The organism is Salipaludibacillus sp. CF4.18 (assembly GCF_051262595.1).
Classification (GTDB): Bacteria; Bacillota; Bacilli; order Bacillales; family Salisediminibacteriaceae; genus Salipaludibacillus; species Salipaludibacillus neizhouensis.
In genome coordinates this window covers 241,950-260,331 of the sequence record NZ_JBIMEV010000001.1, presented here as the reverse complement: position 1 = coordinate 260,331, position 18,382 = coordinate 241,950, and the positions used below count along the sequence as shown (strand labels likewise).

Here is an 18,382-nt window from a genome sequence, read left to right as displayed (position 1 = left end):
ATATAGAATGTGTTGTTAAAGCGGAAGTTGGAGGATACACTATGTTCAAAAATAGAATAGATTTTTTAATTAAAGAACGAGGATTAACAGGGAAATTTTTGGCAAGCAAGTGTGAAGTATCAGAACAAACATTTACAAGTTGGAGAAGAAATAAAACTCAGCCTGACTTGATAAGTGCCTATACATTATCAAAGTTGCTAAGAATTGAGATGGAGGATTTATTGGAGGAAAAAGATAATAAGGAGGAATAATCATGAGTCTAAAAAGTAGCATTTACAAGATTTTGCGTATTTGGAATGATGTATCGGCAGTTAAAAAAGGTAAAGTAGGTAAGAGGATTGGGAGGCGTGTTGCAGGGAGAGTGACAGGAAAAGGAATAGGAAAATTATTTAAATAAAGCAGAGGTATTAAAACCCCTGCTTTTTTTCTTATGTGACGATCGCTAAAAGGAAAACAAACACCACGAATATTAAAATATCCTTCGCTTCACTCGTCCACACATTTTTTCTCTCTAAGGTATTCGGCTTATCCTTCATAGGCAAAAACTCAACCGAAGTTAATTTTGATTCCACCTTTTTTGGATGCTCCAGGCTTAAAGATTTTTGGCTGCTGAATCGTCCTTTCTCGTCTCGTAATACTGGTGGTGTCACCTTTGGCTGTTCGCTCAACTTCATGACTAAACTTCTCACTAGCTCCTGTTCTTGCTTCGTCAATTCCACTGGTGTCACCCTCCCTCTTTTCTCTCTTCCATGTGCTATTCCGCCACAGGCTACCGTCTGAATCCCCTTTCCACATGGGCGGAGGGAGGGTGGTGTCACCTTGTTTCCTTTGATTGATTTGCTCTTTGAACACTTCAGAGAATGGTGCTGAGTAGATAGCGAGTCTAATAATTTGCGCACGATCCAACCCACTTGATTTTTGAACACCTTCAACCCAATCTCTGTAAACATTATCCATCCTTACAGTCGGTCGATACATAAAATTTCCCCCTCTTGATCTTGGTGGTGTCACTCAATAGATTGTATATAAGAGGAGTTGTTTATATTCGAACTAATTATAATATTTCATAACAATCATTTATCTATTTTATATTAGTTGTTTTACAATAATAAATAAGTGATAATACAAGTAGATAAACCATATAGATTAAGTTTGGAGTGGAAACAATGAAGGCAAAGTCTCGAAGTAAAATAAATGAATATTTAGAAAGTAGGGGAACAACTAAAGCGTGGCTTGCTGATCGGATTGGTGCAAGTCGAGCGCAAATGAGCAATTGGAGTAAGAATGAAAATGGAGTTGTTGTCTCTCAGCCGTCAGTAGGTTATGTTTTAAAGATGATGCGAGTTTTAGATTGTAAGCTGGATGATATATATGAAGAGGTGAATGATTGAGAATGTTACAAGAAAAGTAAAAAAAAGCAGAGACATATCGCCTCTGCTCTTTTTGTTACATTCTTGGATTGTTGGTAGTATATCCAATATTTACTTAAATAACATCTGAAATGTTTTTACTCCAGCTATACCATCTTTTTGTAATTTATTAGCACCTTGGTAGCTCATTACAGCATTCTTTGTCAATTTTCCAAATACACTATCAATAGCTCCTAATTTAAATCCTTCACAATGCAAAGTAGCTTGTAGAATCCAAGTTATATTACCTCTGGCACCTTCGCTCACATTAACACATGCACCCTTAGTCTTTGGCCCAAATTTACCATCTACGGTTAAATTAGCACCTGTCTGTCTGTTTAATTCTGATTGTAATGCTTTAACTAAAGCACCCTTTGTTTCATTACCAAACAGATTATCTACTGCAATGGATAAACCATATCGACTATTTAGGGTTGATTGGATGGTTGCAGTTATACCTGTCACTTCTTTCTTAGGTTCTGGCTTACTAGGAGTCGGTTTAGGCTTAGATGCTTGCTTAACTTCTTTTTTAACTGGTTCAACTTTCTCACCAATGATAGCCTCAACTAAGTCTTTTGCATAATCGTCAATATTACCTCTAATCTTTTTCATATCTTCAGCATTATTGATAAAACCTAACTCTATTAATCTATATGTAATGTTGCGACTTGCAAACGTATTGAGATTGTATAAATCACTACGATAACTGAAACCATCACCACTACGCAAACCTACATTATTTTTTACAACATCACGAATAGCTTTGTCTACGTTATCTGGAGAGTAATCTTTATAAATGATCACATGACCTCCAGAAGCGCTTTTTGCCCAATCTAAGTGTAATTCCGTTACTTGTTCGTAACCCTTTAAACTTGGTGCTAATTGATGTCCATAGAAATTATTTTTCGTGTAAAAATCCATATTATCAGGAGCATATTTTTTCATAGCTGGAATAAACTTTTCCCTTAAAAATTCAGATTCATTTGTTCCACTTCCATGTGCGCCAGGATCAACTGTTCCATTTGGTTGTAATCCGTGACCTGCAATTATTAAATGTTTACTCATTCTACTTCACATCCTTATTCGGTTTTGTATAACTTAAAGCTTGTTTACTGTCCTTATAGCCCTCAGTAGTTGGATCAGAGACAATACCTCCAGCAATTAAAACAAGTAAAAATGACTGGACATACTGTTCATATGAGCCTATATCCATGACACCTAGATTACTGATAATCAATCCAACAAACCCAAACAAAGCCACCCAAAATGGATAGCTGCGTAATCTTACTTTCCAATTGATTTGTTTCATCGTTTTATCCTCCTAAAATAAATTTTTCGAATAATACATACAGAAAACTTCCTCCACCGACTAAACTTCCAGAAACAACTAAAACTAATTTCCAAGAGTTTGATAGATTCACTCTTTTTTTGTGGAAAAATTCTTCCATTATACGGTTATTAATTTTGTCTAACATATCCTTTTGTTCTTTATTCCCTTCTCTAATCGTACTCTCAACCTTATCCATTTTGGTAGTTAAGCCTGTCATAGTAACCTCTAGAGTAGTTATTCGATTTTCGTGATTTTGCCATATAGGCATATCATCTGACACCTTATTTTGTGTCATGATTAACCCCCTTTAAAATTTGACATAAAAAATAACCCTACTATGCAGTGGGTTTCTGTACTAGCTCTCTATTCTCAACTTTATATAGAGCTGAATCTATTAACTCTTCCCTAACAAAAAAGTAATCATATTGACGACCTGGTATAACCCTGTAACCTTGTATTAAATCAAGTATATTACCGTTTTCGTCTACATCACAATAAATCAAAATCATATTTATCCCTCCAAATAAGCATTTACGATACGTAATGATGCTGATGTTGCTGTGCTATTTCTACGCAACCGAACATAAAAAGATTTATATGATCCGTCTGGAACCCCTAAATCTACTGTAATCAAATGTCCACCTCCGAAACCGTCATCACCATAGGTTTCTCTTTCTACAATAGTTCCACCTGTCTCTGTCGATGAAATAGCAACGATCGAACGACTGCCAGCTGGACCTTCAGTATCTTGGAAGACACGAAAGTTTAGGTATCTCGCTATGTGCCGTATCCAGTAAAAATCAAAGTTCAGAAACTCTGTACGATCTGTTGTGATCATTTCGCCCTCACTTTGAGCTGTGAGTATTTTCGATCTAAAAGGTGGATTAGCGCTTTGTAAATTCATATCATATTGTAGTTTTCCACCGATCATTACTGGGAAACCATCGTCTCTATAGGCTGTAAGTGTTCCCATTGTTACTAAACCATCTGATTTTAAGCTTGTATATTTTTCTAGATCATTGGGATCTATCGCTATTAATTCTGCACCATCCCAATAAAATAAATTTTCCTCCCCTTCAATTCTGATCAATTGGGTTTTAATCGTACCTGCCGTTAACATATTAGTGACTACACCTTGATGCGTGATAGCATTGGGGAATGTTTGTCCTCCATCTGAAGAAACTCCGAATCCTTGTGAAGTTTGTCTAGTCAAATAGTTTGGGTTTTCAACATTGACACCCATCGTGTAGCTATCAGTTCGAATAAAGTTAGCATTATCATTGACAATAATGTCAGTAGCTACTTTAATTGCATCTTGCATAGCACTAAATGGTAGTTTTTCCTGTCCACTCATTACTCTGTTAACTTGCTTAGAAGTGTTACTAAAACGTGTCAGTACGTCTTTAATATCCTCTTTTATGTTGGATATTTTGACCTGTGTTTCAACTACAACCCATTCACCGTTTCGGTATTCAAACTTTTCATTTAATTCCACCACTCTAGCTTCTAATTGTAAATTGTCAAATGGTTCATAAATGATATATCCTGTATCCCCTTCATTAACTATTTCTTCTTTTAAATCTGCAATATCGACTGTTACACTTACTTGCGGCTCATCTATTAAAACTTTTTTTAAATGCTTTAACATTCCCTCTTCTGTAGAAAGATTCTCGTTATATACTGCTGGTGCGTGCATGACATTTGGATATAAATTTATATTGGGTGATTCATATGTAACTTCAATAGGGTAATTTCCATCATCATCCGGTTTCCCACCATAGCCTTTAATAACCGTGGCAAGATCATTCGTATTAACATCATAATCTATTGATTTGATATTATATCCCCAGCGATATAGAAAACCTGTGTGAGAGCCAATTTTATGTTTTAAAGTAACGATATTTCCATTCACTTCAAATTCTGCACCATATCTCTCTAAGACATCCTTGAATAACGATAGCTTATTATCTCTTCCAAAATTTTCGAATGATTCCGCTAGGAAGGTATCCACTATTTGAAAAGAGTAAGGTGTGTTTCTAAATACCCTTTCTAAAGCGACTATGAATGTTTGTGATCCTGACCATTGATCATATTCAAATATATTTCTCATATTGTCGAAAAAATCATGTATGGCAAAAGATGATTTAATAGATTTATGCCCTACATTTTTCTTATCCACTTGCTTGATGACATAACGTGCATTATAAAATTCTATTGAAGATTCACCATCAAGTAATGGATAGGAGTGTTCGTTTGTTTCATCTGGAACACAAAGAAAGGACACACTCTTTTCACCGTTTGCTTTACGGTTTAGAGTGAATCCTTTAATATTTGTGAGCAACTCTGTCTCACCTGTAAAATTTGTAATTGGTAGCAGGGTTATCCTCTCCTTTCTATGTAAATAAAAAGAGTCCAAAAATGGACTCTACAATCCTAACTCTTCTTCTAAGAAGCGTTCATACTCAGCAATGCTATTTTCAACTTTATCGTTATAGTGATCAGAAGGGTAGGACTTTATAAGTTCTCTAATAATCATTGCACTAGGTAATTGAATACCCTCATTTAAAAATAGTTTAAATTTTTCATGAATCGGTTTCATTTTGCCAAAACCAATCAATTTTTCAACTTCTAATTCAATTTCAAATAAATACGTTTCGGCTATACTTCTTTCTACCGATCTTAATAAACCTTGATTATAATCACTTTTAATACCAAATTGTTCTGAGTTTCTTTTTAATTTTTTGTATAGCTCTTCTTTGTGTGCGCCACCTACGCCCAAAATGTGATCGCCTCTAACAATTTGAGCAAGAGTATAATTCATTAGTGGCTCCGTCATTTCCTTAAGTTGTTCTATTGTTGCATTAGCATCTTTAATAGCTTTATCAGCTTGTCTAATCGTGGCTTCTAAGTGGCCAGCTTTAAAACTGTCAAACCTCTCAATGTTAATTAATACTGCACAAGCAAATCCAGCAAATAAACTAATACTCATTGGCACTGGCATATTTAGACTACCAAATATAATTACTGGAATCATGATTAAGCAGACCGAAACTACTATTTTTTTCATTTTATCCCCACCTCACTCCTTATTTTAAACTATTAAGGTAGATTTGTGGGGAATTCCCTTAACCAACAGCATCTCCCGCATACACAAATAAGACCTCACAAATTAATGTGAGGTCTTTTAAGTTAATGAATAAGTTAAGGGAGTTGCCAAACTCCATCTCTTTTAAGACCTTATCGCTAAGGCGTGGCGGCTGGCTGTTCCGCCCTCAGTAACTTATTCAGTGTTAGCATATGCAAGTTTTAAATTCCTATGTTCTTCTACACTTTTTATCCTACCAGATTCCAAGTAATTTTGCAACTTCTTTTGTTTGATTGGATACGAAGTTCTGAATATCCAATCTCCCTCATCACTAGTTTTCACTCCACAGATCATATCTCTATCGATTTTCTTTATAAATTGAATACTCTTACCATCAGGGTGCAATCCAAAGTAATCGGGGTTCATAATGATCTCAGGTATAAATTCACAATGGAATCTCCATTCTTCCTCTGAGGAAAAGTCTTTTTTATGTTTTTCAATATATTTTAACCTATCTCTCCAAAGAATGATATTAACATTTCTATATGGAATACCCAGTATTTCAAAGCACTCCTTTTTAGCTTTACCAATGTGAGTCACTTTATCTATTGTTTCTAAATCGATTGTTCTCAATCTGCACCTCCCATCTCATCCATTATACGACAAAATAGGAGGGATAAACTACTACTCTTGTAAAATATTGTTGAAAACTAAACTGTATTGCATTGACTTTTATTGAGCTAAACTATGAAAAACTCTCATTCAATTGGTTAGATTCTAATTTCCCTTAGTCAACAGTAGCGTCCTATTCTTCATATCTAGACTCAAAGATTATTGCATAAGGTATGATTAGATTGCCAAATTGACAATCAATATTATACGAAAACCCACCTATTCGAAACATGTTTCTGGTTATATCTTGTACAATTGGATCACTTGTATGAATAATTGTTATTCGAGATATATGTTCTCTTTCACTTTGCTCAAGGTTATCAAATAAATAATCAAGAACAATATCCATACCCTCTTCCTGATCATACTCATTTAACCATTTTGCACTAATAATATAATCGAATGCGTCGGTGCGCTCATATAAGTTATTACCCAAAAGCATTATTAGACTTACACTTTTGTGATCTTCAATTATTTTATTACTCATATCTCTTAAGCTCTTTACCAGTGCCTCTGTATCCACGGGAGTACACCTCCTCTTTCAGAACTAACCGCATTTAAAAAAGTAGTAGAAACACTTTCTACATCTTTACCAATTGGTCGATACCTTAATTCGACTGACCATTTGGTTGCGATTAACCAATTTTTCATAAACTCTCTATCTTTAGACTTTTTTCTGAAAGTTCTTTTGCAAGCCCAGCATGGTGAACTAAAGAGTCAAAATGATGAGTACGGTATCTTCTATCATGGTCAGGATACTGCCCTTGTTCTAGATGTTTGCATATTACTGCTTTTAACCCGAATTCAAGTATATAACCAGAGTCTTGGTAAGCAATATCATATATTCCATTCTGTGATAAGATTTCAGCAGTTTCAAGCCTTCTTTTTGAAAGATATTTCAATTCACTAATTGTCGGCATAATTCTCCCCCCTTGTCACTGTTATTTCTATAATAGGGAGGGATATCCTTTTTTATAACGTCATTTACTTACAATTGCGAATTAATAATAAGGGTCAAATTCCACTATCGTACCTGTTCCGCTTTCACTATCAAAACTAGATCCGATTTCCTTATAAATCGTAGCGCCTGACTGAGCAACAATTTTACCGGCTTCACATCCGACTAACCACATCCTTGTAGCAATTCCTTGCGAATCTAAACCGCATGAAAAATCTTCTTTGTCGTTTTCACTGTGTCGCGCTTCAACACCAACATTAAACGACCAACCTTCGGAAACATCATGAACGTTTCTATCTTGGTTGTTACCATAATCACAATTTAATCGTATGTTTCTAACACTAGAATGACCAGTAGAACCGTTATTGTTTCCCGTGGTATCACGTCCGTTATGTTTTCCTTTGCAATTAACTTCCACAACATCAAACAAGTTAGAACCAGATACACCAGAATTTATATAATAATTAATACCGTCTGTGTAGGCACTTGATCCTTCACAATCCCATAACACCGCTAAACCTGTACAAGTTAGCTGTATTCCATCATCAAATCTAGCATCAAAAGATTTTATGTTTATCATAACTACCTTACTGAGGATCGTACTTGTATCTATTTGTATCGGGCTTGTTGATCCATAATAAGCATGAATATTTTCTAAATAGATAGTAGAATCAACAAGGAGGTTTTCCTTGCAGACAATATTATCTTTGTTGTATTTTATTGATAGATACTCATTAGGGTCTAAGTTATTCTGCAATCTAACCATCGTACTTGTTGAACCCACAACAAAACCGAATTCGCCTGATTGTAGTTGGCTTACTGTTTTCACATAAAGTTGAGTACCACCGCTTTCAAATGTGTCATACTCTCTTACGATAAAACGCAAGTCATTTTTTTCTACACTGAAATCTTCCCCGTTATATAATGTAGGGGCAGAATATAAACCTGGATAAGTTGGGTCTTCTGTCCAACGTCTAGGATAAGCTTCATTTGTTAGTTCCGCTTTTCCTTTTGGACAAATAACACTTATTCCTTTTGCGGGATTATATCCTTTCCAACCATCCTTATGATAATACTTACCTGCTGACAGTTGAATTTCATTATCCCCTGTCATTGATAACGCTTTTTCTATACTTTTAAAAGGTGTTGATTTAGATAGACCGTCATTTGTATCATTACCTATTAACGGATTAACTAAATAAGTGTTGGTTCTGACAGGTTTTAAACTTCTAGGGTTAAAGTCTGTAAAAAACTTTCCCATGTTGTTGTAAATATTAATAGGTAGCGTATGTGTCGCAACCTCTGTTGGATATTTTATCTTTTTGCTGTATTTTCCTTTGGTGAATATCGTTTCTGTTTGTATCGCTTTTTCTGCCAACTGTTGATTAAGACCACTATGCTCTGTATCTAATCTTTCTTTCAAAGTTGTATAAGAATCACCATCAGAATCTACTCTAGCTTGCGCTGCTTCGACAGATGAATCTCCGTCTATTACAACTTGATCTAATTGTTGTTGTGTACTATCTGATTTTTGATCTGAGTCCTCTGCAATTTGTTTTGCTTCGTTTGCAGTCGAATTAGCACTCTCTGAGAGATCTTTCGTTTCACCTGAGAGAACCTTAATATCATCTATGTATTGCAATCTTTCTTTTACTTCTCTTCCTAAAATGTTATTCATCTATCCACCTCCTAAAAATACAAAAAACGAAAGTCGAATGTTACTTCGAAGCTTCCGCTTGTGCCACTTAATTTTAAATTGTTTTCTCCTGGTGCTAATGAGATAAGCTCTTTATTAGTACTTCCAATTATGCTTAGTCCATTCTTTTTACTCTTTACTCTCTCAAGCCTTATCGTATCGGTTTCTTGCGTATCTCCGTAATACTCCCATCTGTCACCTGTCGTAAGATTCTCAATAGTAAGGTTTGAAGATGCACCTTTAAACTCTATGACAGATAAATGCTCTCTAGGATCAACTCGAACATCGCCTATATTGTTAATTACAAATTCATTTGTATTATGAATATAACTAACTTCATCTAGCGGAATACCTTGACCCCATTGCCATAATTCTGGATCAAATGTCATTGGATCTAACGATGTTCCAATAGATTCTGAAAAGGTTTGAAAAGATATAAAAGGAATTGTAAACTCCCCTAGATTAGCAATACGACTTGGAGTAAATGAAGAATCTACTTCTACCTTCCATCTCTTGCCTGGTTCACTATCGGAGACAATGTAGAATTCTTCAGTTCGTCCCTTTGCATCAAATGGATTTAAAGCCTTATATATTTTATTCCTAAGTAAAGAATAGTCATAAAAATCTCTAGCATCCATTGTACAACGTGCTGGTAAAGACTGAGGCGCATAGTCTTTACCCATGGGTATGGCTCCGTGTCTCCCTTGTATTTCTTCAGTATAAATAATTGGCTCAGGAGAACTAGGATCAAACCCCTGTACTATCGTAGAGAGGTCTTTCCACATATCCACCGTTGAACCATCTTTGTATATTATTTTTAAATTATGAGGTGTCATGTGTTACCTCCCTTCGAATAGTTGTTTTTGATTGAATCCTTGCCCCTGTCGCTTGCTTACATTTTGTTCCACTAATTGACCATCAAGAACTATATTGCCGCCATCTTTAACAGCTCTAATAAGTTCCATAAGTAGAGATTCAGTGTTGCTTCCACCTAACAGGCTATTTGTTTCAGGGTTAGAATACACGTCTGATCCTTTAGGCAAATTAAGTAACTCCGGCCCAGCTTCACCTACTATGGCAGCACCGCCACCAAAGTTTCTTACACCTTTTGCGAACATCGGAATATTAGGTGTATTTAAAGAAACAGAAGGTACGCTAAAGTCAGGCCCAAATGGGATTTTTATATTTGCTCCACCAATTTTTAGTTGTAAACCATTCCACTTTTTAATAATCCAATTTACAGCCGTTTTAAAAGCGTCTTTTAAACCATCAAACATTCCTGAAGCTGCTGAAGAAAATTTCCCTTTCAAACCACCGAAAAAGTCTACTAAACTGTCTACTTTATCTGTAATCCATTTAACGGTTTTCTTCCATATTTCTGATAATTTATCACCTAGCCACTGCGTAGCGCTGACAATTTTATCCCAGTTAAGGATAATTAGAGCGACTAATCCAATTATTCCGGCAATCACCCATCCGACAGGCCCCATAGCAATCAGCCAAGCTGCCGCCATTCTCCCGGCTTGAAACATAGCTTGTGCGCCCATCCAAACCCATTTTGCAACCATTAACGCTGCTGTTACTACCATTGATATTTTGGCTTTTACTGATGCAACTTGTGTCACTAACCATGCGGCAACTTGTTTTGCTGCTGATATAGTAGCTTGTATACCTAGTTTAATCCATTGGATAATCAAACTAGTAGCGATTAACGCTGCATAAGCCATTATAATAGGTTGTACAATAGCCCAATGCTCATTGATTTTGTCTGCTAACGCACCTACGATATCAATGACATTTTGAAATAAATCTTTTATCGTGTTAAAACTAGTCTCAAATGCAGATTGGATTAATGGTAGATGTGGCTCAAGCCATTCCCAAAATTCCAAAAGTGCTGGAAGTATTCTATTTTGAATTATGTCATTAAAAGTTTGTAATATCTCAACAACTTTACCAAAAGCTGTCTCAAAATACTCTCGAATTAGAGGTAGATTGGGCTCCAGCCATTTCCATAAATTAACAAGTACTTCTCTAGCTTTTTCAAATGTATCTAAGAAAAACTCTTTTATTTTTGGAAGTTGAGTTTGCGCCCAACTATACAATTCTTGAAATTTAGGTAAAATATGAGTGGTAACAAAACTACTAACATTACTCATAGCTGTTTCGATTAGATTGAAAGCATTTTCTCCAAATTGTTTTATTTTCGGCATTTGTGTTTCAAACCAACTAAACATAACCATTAAAATTGGTAGTACTTTTAATCCAATTTCTGTTACAAAAAAGCTTAATTTCTCTTTCATATCTTCCACTTTTATTCGGAAGTCATTGGCTTTTTTAAGACTATCCTCACTGATAATATTTGATGAATTTTTGGCTTTGTCCATTGCCTCAGCGCCTAAATCAACCACCGAAGACAAATTTTTCCAACTGCCACCAAAAATATCAGAGCCTATGGTGGCACGTTTAGTTTTATTATCTACACCAGAAAGTGCTTCAGTAAGGACATTCATTCGCTCATCTGCACTCATATTTTCAATTTCGCTTAATGATAGACCTAACTTACCTAGTGCCTCTTGTCCTTTATGTCCTTCCGTTGACATCGTATCTAGGTTTTTAGTCAACTTTAACGAAGCGTCAGCCACAGTATCAGTAGAGACTCCGGCAACTTCTGTTGCCTTTCTCCATTTTTGGAGTTGATCGGTGGATAGGCCAGTCTGACTATTTAAATCTAATATTTCATCAGCTAAATTACCTACTTTTGTGCCAAGTGCTACCATTCCACCGATTGCTACTCCTGCGCCTGCTGCTAATCCGCCGCCCCATTTAGCGGCTACTTTGATTCCTTTTCCTAGCTTTTTGGATAAACCTTCAGCTTTCTTTTCTGTTTTTGCAATGGATTTATCCGCTTTGTCGTTGTCTATTAGGATAGATCCCATTAATTTGAACAATTCCATAGTTATTCACCGCCTTTCCTATCGCGGATTTTAGCCCTTATTTCTTCAGCTTCTTTTAAAATGTCTTCTTTTGGTCGGATGTTAGCTGGTTCTGTTTGAAGTTTGAAAAACTTACTAAACGGTATAAACGATTTATCATCCATATTTTGATATCTCATTAACCACATGTTTCGCGCTCTATCTTCTTCTTGTTTTTCAAATGCTTTATTTATCAAACTCAAAAAATCATCGACCTCTAGGGACATAATAAAATTCATGTCGCTGTATCTGTGAAGTAATAGATCATATAGTTCAACAGGCTCTACTTCACAGCCGCTTGAAAAAAAGCTTTGAAACTAGAATCTTTAAAGATGCCTTGTAGCACGTTAAACATTTCCACTAGCTCCATATCATCAATTTCTTTTTGCTTCTTATCCAAGAAAATACCGAGAAAAGACATTACTTCTTTCTCTGCGTTTGGTAGCTTTTCAACAAAAATGTATAAGTAATCGAAGCTCTCTGTGTCATCCAGTTGTTCCAATTCTTTTTCTGATTTACCTTGAGTCTTTTGATAAAATTCCTTCAATTCATTCTTGATATCAAGTGCCTTCACCATTTTGATAAACGGGAAAAAATGCTTAGTTTTTAACATATATTTAACCTCCATATAATAAAATAAAGAGCCCTAGTTAAAGGACTCTTACACTGCGTCTGTAAATACGATTTCCCACGGTTCTACGTCTGTTGTTCCTTCTAGATAAGTTGCTGTATACGTTGTTTCAGGGACTACTTCTTCCTTATCGATCAATTCCCACTCAATGCTTTCTAGGTTAATTGCGTTTTTAAGTGTAATTACAACGCTCCGTCCATTGGTTGTCTTACCTGTCCATGTGATTGTGTCGTTGTAATCTGCATCTTCTATGTCTGTTTTCGCTGTGATCGTATCTGTGGTAAGGTCTGTGGTATTTTTTACTGCTGGATACATCTTTGGAATGTTCGCTGCTAAGATTTCCAAAGAGTTCATCGATAATTTTGCAACACTTCTAATCTTTCGGATACGACCTCTAACAGGCCCATAATCCCCATCTGCTTCTATATTGCGGTACTCTCGTTCAATGGTAAGCATACCGCCACCTCTTGTTAGTCCTACATCTGTAGTACCAATACTGAATACGCCGTCACCTAAAATAATGTCATTCATCTTAACTATCTCCTCTCAAATGTTCGTGCCTCATATGTATACTTTATTCTCTTTATTTTTGGATCATCGTCTGTCAATGGCAACCTGTTTTCTCGGTAAAACGTAACTGCTAATTCATTGTTTACAGTAATTGTTTTACGATGTAAGGCTTTATCAGCGCTATCTATTAATGTTTCCACCGTTGTTGTATCACCATTTGCTGGTACATCCCATGCATCCACATCTAAAACAAACTGCTCTAGGCTTCCATCATCAATACTATTCGGCAAATCATAAACCAAATAAGGGAAGTCTGATCCATCCGGTGCAGACTGATAATGTACGTGAGGATGGATAGACTTGAGAGCCGTTTTGATTATTTTTCTTAGTTCTATAACTTTTATCATTGTCTAGCATCCTCACTTTTCAGCTTTGTCATTGCTTGTGTACTCATCTTCATCTATCAAACCTTTTACTTTGTTCTCATTTTCAATTGCTGATAAATATTTTCCTTGAATCCTCTGCATCTCATCTATATTTTCAAATGCAGTTTCTCTCAAAATACCACGTTTCTTCACCTTACTTGTGCCTAATTCACCTTTAGACCCGTACCAGGTATCATGTTTAAATCCAATTTGTAAGTCACCTTCCCACTTCCGCACCCAGTATTGAGTAGATTTATAGATACGGCGTGATTTTTTCATTCCTGGTAATTTCTTTAATTTTTGAATCATGCGTTTTCTAATTAGTTTGGCACAATCTCTTAATGCTGCGCGTTTCAATTCTTTGAGTGAGTACTGAATCTTATCTACATTTGATGTAAATTTGACACCATCTTTTGTTACCTTTGTAACTGTTTTAGGCATTGCCATCTAAACCAACCCCTGGCAGGTTAATTCAGTTATCTCGCCATTTTTTGTGAAAACTCTAATGATGTCATAGTCTTTGTTATTAAACTTTAACTTTGTTTCATCTTCATAATCTTCAGATCGGACTTCAAACATTAGTTCCGGCCGTAAATCTGTCATAGCGGCTTGATAAAATTCAGATTGACGAATTGATTTCTTATTCGCAAAAACAGTCCGAGATGTTTCAGCTTCAATCGAATCTCCCATATCATTTTCCATATAAGTAACCGTTAAAAAATCAACTGTATCTCGCCATAGCATTTAAACCACCGCCATTGTTACTGGAATGGAAATATCTTTTTGAACGTCAATAATGCCTTCATAATCTTCATATCCATCTAACGTAACTGTATACTTCATATTCATCGTTTCATCGACACCCTTAAAAATAGCCACGCCGGAAGAATTAGTTACCTTTTTCTCATTGTTAAATGTGATTGAAGTATTCTCAAGCACTTCTGCACCATCATCAATAGTAAAAGTAATCGTAAATAAGCTATACTCTTGTGAAAAATGTAAGTGTTGTCTCAGCATTTCATATGACTTTTGTAGTCTTGCTGCATCTGGATTATCCCACCCGAAATTAGCCTTAACAAAAAGAGATACTGCCCTTTTAATCAAAGGATCAGTATCTGTTTCAGCTCTTGATTTAGTAATGCCTGATAAAATAAGATCATGCTTGGCAGATTCAATCAAATCATTAATTTCAACATCAAAAACTGTATTTGATGTACTAATCCTCAACATTACTTTGATATCTTCAAGCATTACTCATCACCACTTTTTTTGGTGTTACGTTTAATTAGTTTGACCTCTTCCGCATATTTAGCTTTAATTAGATCCTCACCAATTTCTTTTTTCACGTTAACTTCTTGCCCAATCGTATAAGAAAAATCAAGACCGACAATATTTTCTTTAATTATAATTTTCAAATTTAACACCACCTCATTCTAAAAAATAGGGAGAACTTAATCTCCCTTAAATTTCTACATTATTATGCACTTGCCATTTTTAATGTTTTAACAGACTCTGGTAAAGTCAGAACAGCGTCCACTCTCTGATATCCTCTGAATCCGACTTGCCCGTTAGCAGAGTAAAGCTCATTTAGACGTGAGAATACTCGTGTCTTACGATCTGCAATTTTGTAATAAGAGAAGTCACCAAAAGCAATAACATTTGCACTTAAAGCAATCTCAGGAGCAAACTCTGATGTATGGATTTGTTTACCTAGAATAGAGGCTGGTTCACCGCTCAAACCTTTTTCCCATAGATAGTTTCCATCCGAATCTTTCAATTTTCGAATAGCCTTAACAGTTGTATCATTAGCAACAAATACTGCCTTTTCTCGGTATGCACGAGGTAATGAATAGAATAGGTCAATCAATTCATCGGCCGTAATAGCTGAACCACTAGCAGTTGTTACTCCAGTTTCAGCGCTCACGAATACTCCAGTCGGCTTGTCTACGCCATCACCAATAACAAAAGCATTCTCTTCAGCTTTAGCAAGTGAACGTGCAAATTCTCCAACAAGATAAGACTCTAGGTCGAATGCAGAATCTTGTAGTAATTCCTCTGAAACTTTGATAATGCGAGTAAGCTTATAAGCCTTGATAGTAATCTGACCAAAACTATCATCGGACTCACTAAATGCTCCCTCTTCTGCTGTCCATGCAGCCGAACCATGTGAAACTACAATAGGAATATCCATGTCAGAATCAGTGTTAATAATTGTTCCTAGCTTTCTCATGATGTTTAAATCTGTTAGCTTATCAATCAACTTTTTGTGGAATGATTGTGGTACAGTATAACCGCCTGAGCTAGCTGTTCCTGACGTTAATGAACGCTTTTCCTCAGTGGATAAATCTTTCCCACGAACCATACTTAAAAACGCATTACGATATTCAGCTGCTTGATCTTGTTCTCTATTTTCCATTTTTCCACCCTTACCTTCTTTCATTTTAGTATCTAATTCACGCTCTTCTTGCTCATCTAGCTCTACTTGCATATTGATTTTCTTTTCTAAAGAACGTGCTTCTTCCATTTTTGCTTCAGCATCTTTTACCTTATTTTCATTCAAAAGAGAACGAACCTCTTCTTTAATCCCTGTTAAATCTTGACGTAATTCATCTACTTTTTTCATATATAACACTCCTCAAATTTTTGTATTGTTTTTTGACAAATAAAAAAGAACTAGATTATAAATCTAATTCGATTAGCAACTTACTTTTATTTAATTGCTCTTCCAATTCACTCTTATAGTCTTCAAGACCTCGCACAGCAATTGTTGATGATGCTTCTGAATACGCGGGATATGTCACGACTGAGATATCTGAAATCTTCTTAAAACGCTTAATAGTTCTTATGTATAAATCCCTATCTTCGTTATACTCCCATGTATCGCCTTCGTTTTCATAATCAATTTGGAATGCAAAAGAACTTTGTGAAATATCCTGTCTCTTCATAGATTCCATTAAATCACGAGCATACGTAGTATCAGGTGGATCAATAGTATATTTCAATCCAAAATCATCAACTTCAAGCTTTAATGTTCCTGATTTATTACGACCGAGAACCTTATGTGCATCATGGTTTATTAAAGCTCTCACATCTGACATATCAGCACCTTCGAGCGCATTTTGTTCAATTGTTTCTACAAACCCACCTAGATTATCTGACTCTGAATTGAAGCGTAATGCATAACCAACTATCTTTTGGTTTTCTCCATCGTCACCTTCTGCGCGTATCTCAATTTGTGAATCAAGGGTACGAATTTCTTTTTCTTTATTCATTATTATCACCTCCTTCAGCTGGTGATTCACTCTTCATATACTGTTGACCAAGCATCTCAATAGGAATAGCATTACCATTAAATACAATTCCATCTGCATTCTTATGGTCAATTCTAGGCTTATTCTCTATTTGCCTGGCTTCATTGATCGTGTAGATACCTTTATCAACTGCCTTACCAAGAGCATCAATACGTTGCTCAAATGAGCTTCTAAGGATTGAATCAACATTAAACTCAAAGAAATATCCTTGCTCTCTTTCCTTTTGAGTCAATAGTTTGTATGATAGCTCCTGCTCCAACATCGTTAATATTGCTTGAATCGTGTCAATATAAAATGACTTCTGCATTTCCGCAACATTTCCATGTGTTCCTCTTGAAAGTTCATTAATTTGATGTTGCTTGATTCCGAATGCACTGGCAATCTGCCTTATTGTTAGCTCATTAATCTCAATAAACTGACTATCGGCCATAGTCGAATTAATAGTTTTAAGATCAAATCCTAAAGGAAGTGGTAAAATTTTTCCAGTGTTTTTAATCCCATTCGCCATATTTTCTAGTCGTGCTTGTATCTTTTTTGCGTTCTCGGGTGATATATCACCAGTGTAAGAAACAACTGCTTTCGCAGATAATCCACCTTTAAAATGTTGATTAACATGCTGTTGACCACTTTGCGCGTTTTCTAGGGTAGTCTTCAGGTGGTCTTGTACCGATAGTCCTGTTATTCCGTCACCAGTTAAGCCTAAAAAATGAAGACAGTTTTCGTCCTTAAGTTTGTATTCGACTCCCTTACTATCTCTATATACATACCACAAAGCATTTTCCTTACCGATAATCCCTTTGTCATCAATCCATATGTCTAAAAATCTCATATCTAATGGATACAAACCTTTTACTTTACCAGAGTTTTTACCACCTTTTTGAATATCAATATAGACAATTGCATGTCCATGTTCATTACGCTGATATTCGACCATTTTCCAAAATGAAGAACTGCTCATATAAGGATTTGGACGTAATTTCAAAAGGTTGTATAGATAGTGATCTGTCGCTTTCTCTACACCGTTATCAGTTTCTTTATGTAGCTTCAAAGGAAGCTTCGAGACTGTTTCCATTAGAATTTTCATACAGGAAAAATAAGTAGCCTCTTTCATCTTGTTACTTGATATACCATCTACTTCAACACCGAGAAATTCAGCCATTTCTTTATCTTGCAGAGTGTATGTACTTCTATTTTCAGCTTGTCTTCTAAATAACATTTATTATAATCACCTCCTTTTATTGACTTTTGGTGGATTTAAGGAGAAGTAAACTCCCAATAATAAAAAGAATGATCCTAAAACGTATATAGCTGCCACAAAACTAAGTAGATAAGTAGCACATACGATTAAGAACATCCCGATTATGATAAGAATATCTTCTATAT

28 protein-coding genes are annotated in these 18,382 nt (G+C 35.6%); 3 read left to right on the top strand and 25 right to left on the bottom strand.

The annotated features are described in order from the left end of the window. Positions 1-41: 41 nt before the first annotated feature. Together ACHABW_RS01325 and ACHABW_RS01320 are read left to right on the top strand one after the other, a co-directional pair. Entirely contained in the window at positions 42-251 is a 210-nt protein-coding gene (locus ACHABW_RS01325; RefSeq protein ID WP_435753715.1) for a helix-turn-helix transcriptional regulator, read from the top strand. 2 nt (positions 252-253) lie between these two features. Further along, positions 254-397, top strand: coding sequence for a hypothetical protein (locus tag ACHABW_RS01320; RefSeq protein ID WP_435753714.1), 144 nt, complete (start codon positions 254-256; stop codon positions 395-397). Positions 398-546: 149 nt separating this feature from the next. On the opposite strand, the gene ACHABW_RS01315 is transcribed toward ACHABW_RS01320, so the two are convergent. Then, complete coding sequence (locus ACHABW_RS01315) at positions 547-978, bottom strand: hypothetical protein (RefSeq protein WP_435753713.1); 432 nt, start codon at positions 976-978, stop codon at positions 547-549. Between the two features lie 188 nt (positions 979-1,166). Between ACHABW_RS01315 and ACHABW_RS01310 the strand changes: the two genes are divergently transcribed. Next, positions 1,167-1,391, top strand: coding sequence for a helix-turn-helix transcriptional regulator (locus tag ACHABW_RS01310; RefSeq protein WP_435753712.1), 225 nt, complete (start codon positions 1,167-1,169; stop codon positions 1,389-1,391). Positions 1,392-1,481: 90 nt separating this feature from the next. On the opposite strand, the gene ACHABW_RS01305 is transcribed toward ACHABW_RS01310, so the two are convergent. The 24 genes from ACHABW_RS01305 to ACHABW_RS01190 form a co-directional block, all read right to left on the bottom strand. After that, positions 1,482-2,474 carry a peptidoglycan-binding protein gene (locus ACHABW_RS01305; RefSeq protein ID WP_435753711.1) on the bottom strand — a complete coding sequence of 331 codons (993 nt, stop codon included), beginning with the start codon at positions 2,472-2,474 and terminating at the stop codon, positions 1,482-1,484. Between the two features lies 1 nt (position 2,475). Next, a complete protein-coding gene (locus ACHABW_RS01300; protein ID WP_435753710.1) occupies positions 2,476-2,718 on the bottom strand; it encodes a phage holin in 243 nt (80 codons plus the stop codon). 4 nt (positions 2,719-2,722) lie between these two features. Further along, on the bottom strand, positions 2,723-3,034 hold the full coding sequence (locus tag ACHABW_RS01295) for a hypothetical protein (RefSeq protein WP_435753709.1): 312 nt from the start codon (positions 3,032-3,034) through the stop codon (positions 2,723-2,725). A 40-nt stretch (positions 3,035-3,074) separates the two neighbouring features. Then, positions 3,075-3,248 carry a hypothetical protein gene (locus tag ACHABW_RS01290; protein WP_435753708.1) on the bottom strand — a complete coding sequence of 58 codons (174 nt, stop codon included), beginning with the start codon at positions 3,246-3,248 and terminating at the stop codon, positions 3,075-3,077. A 2-nt stretch (positions 3,249-3,250) separates the two neighbouring features. Continuing rightward, positions 3,251-5,080, bottom strand: coding sequence for a prophage endopeptidase tail family protein (locus ACHABW_RS01285; protein ID WP_435753707.1), 1,830 nt, complete (start codon positions 5,078-5,080; stop codon positions 3,251-3,253). A gap of 84 nt (positions 5,081-5,164) precedes the next feature. Continuing rightward, positions 5,165-5,806, bottom strand: a complete 642-nt coding sequence (locus ACHABW_RS01280) for a hypothetical protein (protein WP_435753706.1) — start codon at positions 5,804-5,806, stop codon at positions 5,165-5,167. A 213-nt stretch (positions 5,807-6,019) separates the two neighbouring features. Beyond that, the gene (locus ACHABW_RS01275) at positions 6,020-6,457 is read right to left on the bottom strand and encodes a PBECR2 nuclease fold domain-containing protein (protein ID WP_435753705.1); all 438 of its coding nucleotides are present in this window, start codon (positions 6,455-6,457) and stop codon (positions 6,020-6,022) included. A gap of 172 nt (positions 6,458-6,629) precedes the next feature. Further along, positions 6,630-7,019, bottom strand: coding sequence for a hypothetical protein (locus tag ACHABW_RS01270; RefSeq protein WP_435753704.1), 390 nt, complete (start codon positions 7,017-7,019; stop codon positions 6,630-6,632). Next, positions 6,998-7,147: a hypothetical protein gene (locus tag ACHABW_RS01265; protein ID WP_435753703.1), complete on the bottom strand. Its 150-nt coding sequence runs from the start codon at positions 7,145-7,147 to the stop codon at positions 6,998-7,000. The genes ACHABW_RS01270 and ACHABW_RS01265 overlap by 22 nt, the downstream gene beginning before the upstream one ends. Continuing rightward, positions 7,144-7,416 carry a HEPN domain-containing protein gene (locus ACHABW_RS01260; RefSeq protein WP_435753702.1) on the bottom strand — a complete coding sequence of 91 codons (273 nt, stop codon included), beginning with the start codon at positions 7,414-7,416 and terminating at the stop codon, positions 7,144-7,146. The genes ACHABW_RS01265 and ACHABW_RS01260 overlap by 4 nt, the downstream gene beginning before the upstream one ends. Positions 7,417-7,497: 81 nt before the next feature. After that, positions 7,498-9,132, bottom strand: a complete 1,635-nt coding sequence (locus ACHABW_RS01255; protein ID WP_435753701.1) for a DUF1565 domain-containing protein — start codon at positions 9,130-9,132, stop codon at positions 7,498-7,500. 11 nt (positions 9,133-9,143) lie between these two features. Continuing rightward, on the bottom strand, positions 9,144-9,986 hold the full coding sequence (locus ACHABW_RS01250; protein ID WP_435753700.1) for a phage tail family protein: 843 nt from the start codon (positions 9,984-9,986) through the stop codon (positions 9,144-9,146). 3 nt (positions 9,987-9,989) lie between these two features. Continuing rightward, the gene (locus ACHABW_RS01245; protein WP_435753699.1) at positions 9,990-12,104 is read right to left on the bottom strand and encodes a hypothetical protein; all 2,115 of its coding nucleotides are present in this window, start codon (positions 12,102-12,104) and stop codon (positions 9,990-9,992) included. A gap of 2 nt (positions 12,105-12,106) precedes the next feature. Further along, positions 12,107-12,325, bottom strand: coding sequence for a hypothetical protein (locus ACHABW_RS01240; RefSeq protein WP_435753698.1), 219 nt, complete (start codon positions 12,323-12,325; stop codon positions 12,107-12,109). A gap of 80 nt (positions 12,326-12,405) precedes the next feature. After that, a complete protein-coding gene (locus ACHABW_RS01235; RefSeq protein WP_435753697.1) occupies positions 12,406-12,735 on the bottom strand; it encodes a hypothetical protein in 330 nt (109 codons plus the stop codon). Positions 12,736-12,783: 48 nt separating this feature from the next. After that, positions 12,784-13,284, bottom strand: coding sequence for a hypothetical protein (locus ACHABW_RS01230; protein WP_435753696.1), 501 nt, complete (start codon positions 13,282-13,284; stop codon positions 12,784-12,786). Positions 13,285-13,289: 5 nt separating this feature from the next. Further along, complete coding sequence (gp17, locus tag ACHABW_RS01225) at positions 13,290-13,670, bottom strand: tail completion protein gp17 (protein WP_435753695.1); 381 nt, start codon at positions 13,668-13,670, stop codon at positions 13,290-13,292. 12 nt (positions 13,671-13,682) lie between these two features. Next, positions 13,683-14,135 carry an HK97-gp10 family putative phage morphogenesis protein gene (locus ACHABW_RS01220; protein WP_435753694.1) on the bottom strand — a complete coding sequence of 151 codons (453 nt, stop codon included), beginning with the start codon at positions 14,133-14,135 and terminating at the stop codon, positions 13,683-13,685. Next, entirely contained in the window at positions 14,136-14,432 is a 297-nt protein-coding gene (locus ACHABW_RS01215; RefSeq protein WP_435753693.1) for a phage head closure protein, read from the bottom strand. Further along, positions 14,433-14,939 carry a phage head-tail connector protein gene (locus ACHABW_RS01210; RefSeq protein WP_435753692.1) on the bottom strand — a complete coding sequence of 169 codons (507 nt, stop codon included), beginning with the start codon at positions 14,937-14,939 and terminating at the stop codon, positions 14,433-14,435. Further along, on the bottom strand, positions 14,939-15,103 hold the full coding sequence (locus tag ACHABW_RS01205) for a hypothetical protein (protein WP_435753691.1): 165 nt from the start codon (positions 15,101-15,103) through the stop codon (positions 14,939-14,941). The genes ACHABW_RS01210 and ACHABW_RS01205 overlap by 1 nt, the downstream gene beginning before the upstream one ends. Positions 15,104-15,165: 62 nt before the next feature. Continuing rightward, complete coding sequence (locus tag ACHABW_RS01200) at positions 15,166-16,311, bottom strand: phage major capsid protein (RefSeq protein WP_435753690.1); 1,146 nt, start codon at positions 16,309-16,311, stop codon at positions 15,166-15,168. 55 nt (positions 16,312-16,366) lie between these two features. Beyond that, positions 16,367-16,960, bottom strand: coding sequence for an HK97 family phage prohead protease (locus ACHABW_RS01195; RefSeq protein ID WP_435753689.1), 594 nt, complete (start codon positions 16,958-16,960; stop codon positions 16,367-16,369). Next, a complete protein-coding gene (locus tag ACHABW_RS01190; protein WP_435753688.1) occupies positions 16,953-18,215 on the bottom strand; it encodes a phage portal protein in 1,263 nt (420 codons plus the stop codon). Before ACHABW_RS01190 ends, ACHABW_RS01195 begins: the two co-directional genes overlap by 8 nt. Positions 18,216-18,382 lie beyond the last annotated feature (167 nt).

Bases quoted from the DNA above. Each gene is read 5' to 3' on its own strand.
- ACHABW_RS01325 (WP_435753715.1), top strand. From the start codon at position 42: ATGTTCAAAAATAGAATAGATTTTTTAATTAAAGAACGAGGATTAACA.
- ACHABW_RS01320 (WP_435753714.1), top strand. From the start codon at position 254: ATGAGTCTAAAAAGTAGCATTTACAAGATTTTGCGTATTTGGAATGAT.
- ACHABW_RS01315 (WP_435753713.1), bottom strand. From the start codon at position 978: ATGTATCGACCGACTGTAAGGATGGATAATGTTTACAGAGATTGGGTT.
- ACHABW_RS01310 (WP_435753712.1), top strand. From the start codon at position 1,167: ATGAAGGCAAAGTCTCGAAGTAAAATAAATGAATATTTAGAAAGTAGG.
- ACHABW_RS01305 (WP_435753711.1), bottom strand. From the start codon at position 2,474: ATGAGTAAACATTTAATAATTGCAGGTCACGGATTACAACCAAATGGA.
- ACHABW_RS01300 (WP_435753710.1), bottom strand. From the start codon at position 2,718: ATGAAACAAATCAATTGGAAAGTAAGATTACGCAGCTATCCATTTTGG.
- ACHABW_RS01295 (WP_435753709.1), bottom strand. From the start codon at position 3,034: ATGACACAAAATAAGGTGTCAGATGATATGCCTATATGGCAAAATCAC.
- ACHABW_RS01290 (WP_435753708.1), bottom strand. From the start codon at position 3,248: ATGATTTTGATTTATTGTGATGTAGACGAAAACGGTAATATACTTGAT.
- ACHABW_RS01280 (WP_435753706.1), bottom strand. From the start codon at position 5,806: ATGAAAAAAATAGTAGTTTCGGTCTGCTTAATCATGATTCCAGTAATT.
- ACHABW_RS01265 (WP_435753703.1), bottom strand. From the start codon at position 7,147: ATGAAAAATTGGTTAATCGCAACCAAATGGTCAGTCGAATTAAGGTAT.
- ACHABW_RS01260 (WP_435753702.1), bottom strand. From the start codon at position 7,416: ATGCCGACAATTAGTGAATTGAAATATCTTTCAAAAAGAAGGCTTGAA.
- ACHABW_RS01255 (WP_435753701.1), bottom strand. From the start codon at position 9,132: ATGAATAACATTTTAGGAAGAGAAGTAAAAGAAAGATTGCAATACATA.
- ACHABW_RS01250 (WP_435753700.1), bottom strand. From the start codon at position 9,986: ATGACACCTCATAATTTAAAAATAATATACAAAGATGGTTCAACGGTG.
- ACHABW_RS01245 (WP_435753699.1), bottom strand. From the start codon at position 12,104: ATGGAATTGTTCAAATTAATGGGATCTATCCTAATAGACAACGACAAA.
- ACHABW_RS01235 (WP_435753697.1), bottom strand. From the start codon at position 12,735: ATGTTAAAAACTAAGCATTTTTTCCCGTTTATCAAAATGGTGAAGGCA.
- ACHABW_RS01230 (WP_435753696.1), bottom strand. From the start codon at position 13,284: ATGAATGACATTATTTTAGGTGACGGCGTATTCAGTATTGGTACTACA.
- gp17 (WP_435753695.1), bottom strand. From the start codon at position 13,670: ATGATAAAAGTTATAGAACTAAGAAAAATAATCAAAACGGCTCTCAAG.
- ACHABW_RS01220 (WP_435753694.1), bottom strand. From the start codon at position 14,135: ATGGCAATGCCTAAAACAGTTACAAAGGTAACAAAAGATGGTGTCAAA.
- ACHABW_RS01215 (WP_435753693.1), bottom strand. From the start codon at position 14,432: ATGCTATGGCGAGATACAGTTGATTTTTTAACGGTTACTTATATGGAA.
- ACHABW_RS01210 (WP_435753692.1), bottom strand. From the start codon at position 14,939: ATGCTTGAAGATATCAAAGTAATGTTGAGGATTAGTACATCAAATACA.
- ACHABW_RS01200 (WP_435753690.1), bottom strand. From the start codon at position 16,311: ATGAAAAAAGTAGATGAATTACGTCAAGATTTAACAGGGATTAAAGAA.
- ACHABW_RS01195 (WP_435753689.1), bottom strand. From the start codon at position 16,960: ATGAATAAAGAAAAAGAAATTCGTACCCTTGATTCACAAATTGAGATA.
- ACHABW_RS01190 (WP_435753688.1), bottom strand. From the start codon at position 18,215: ATGTTATTTAGAAGACAAGCTGAAAATAGAAGTACATACACTCTGCAA.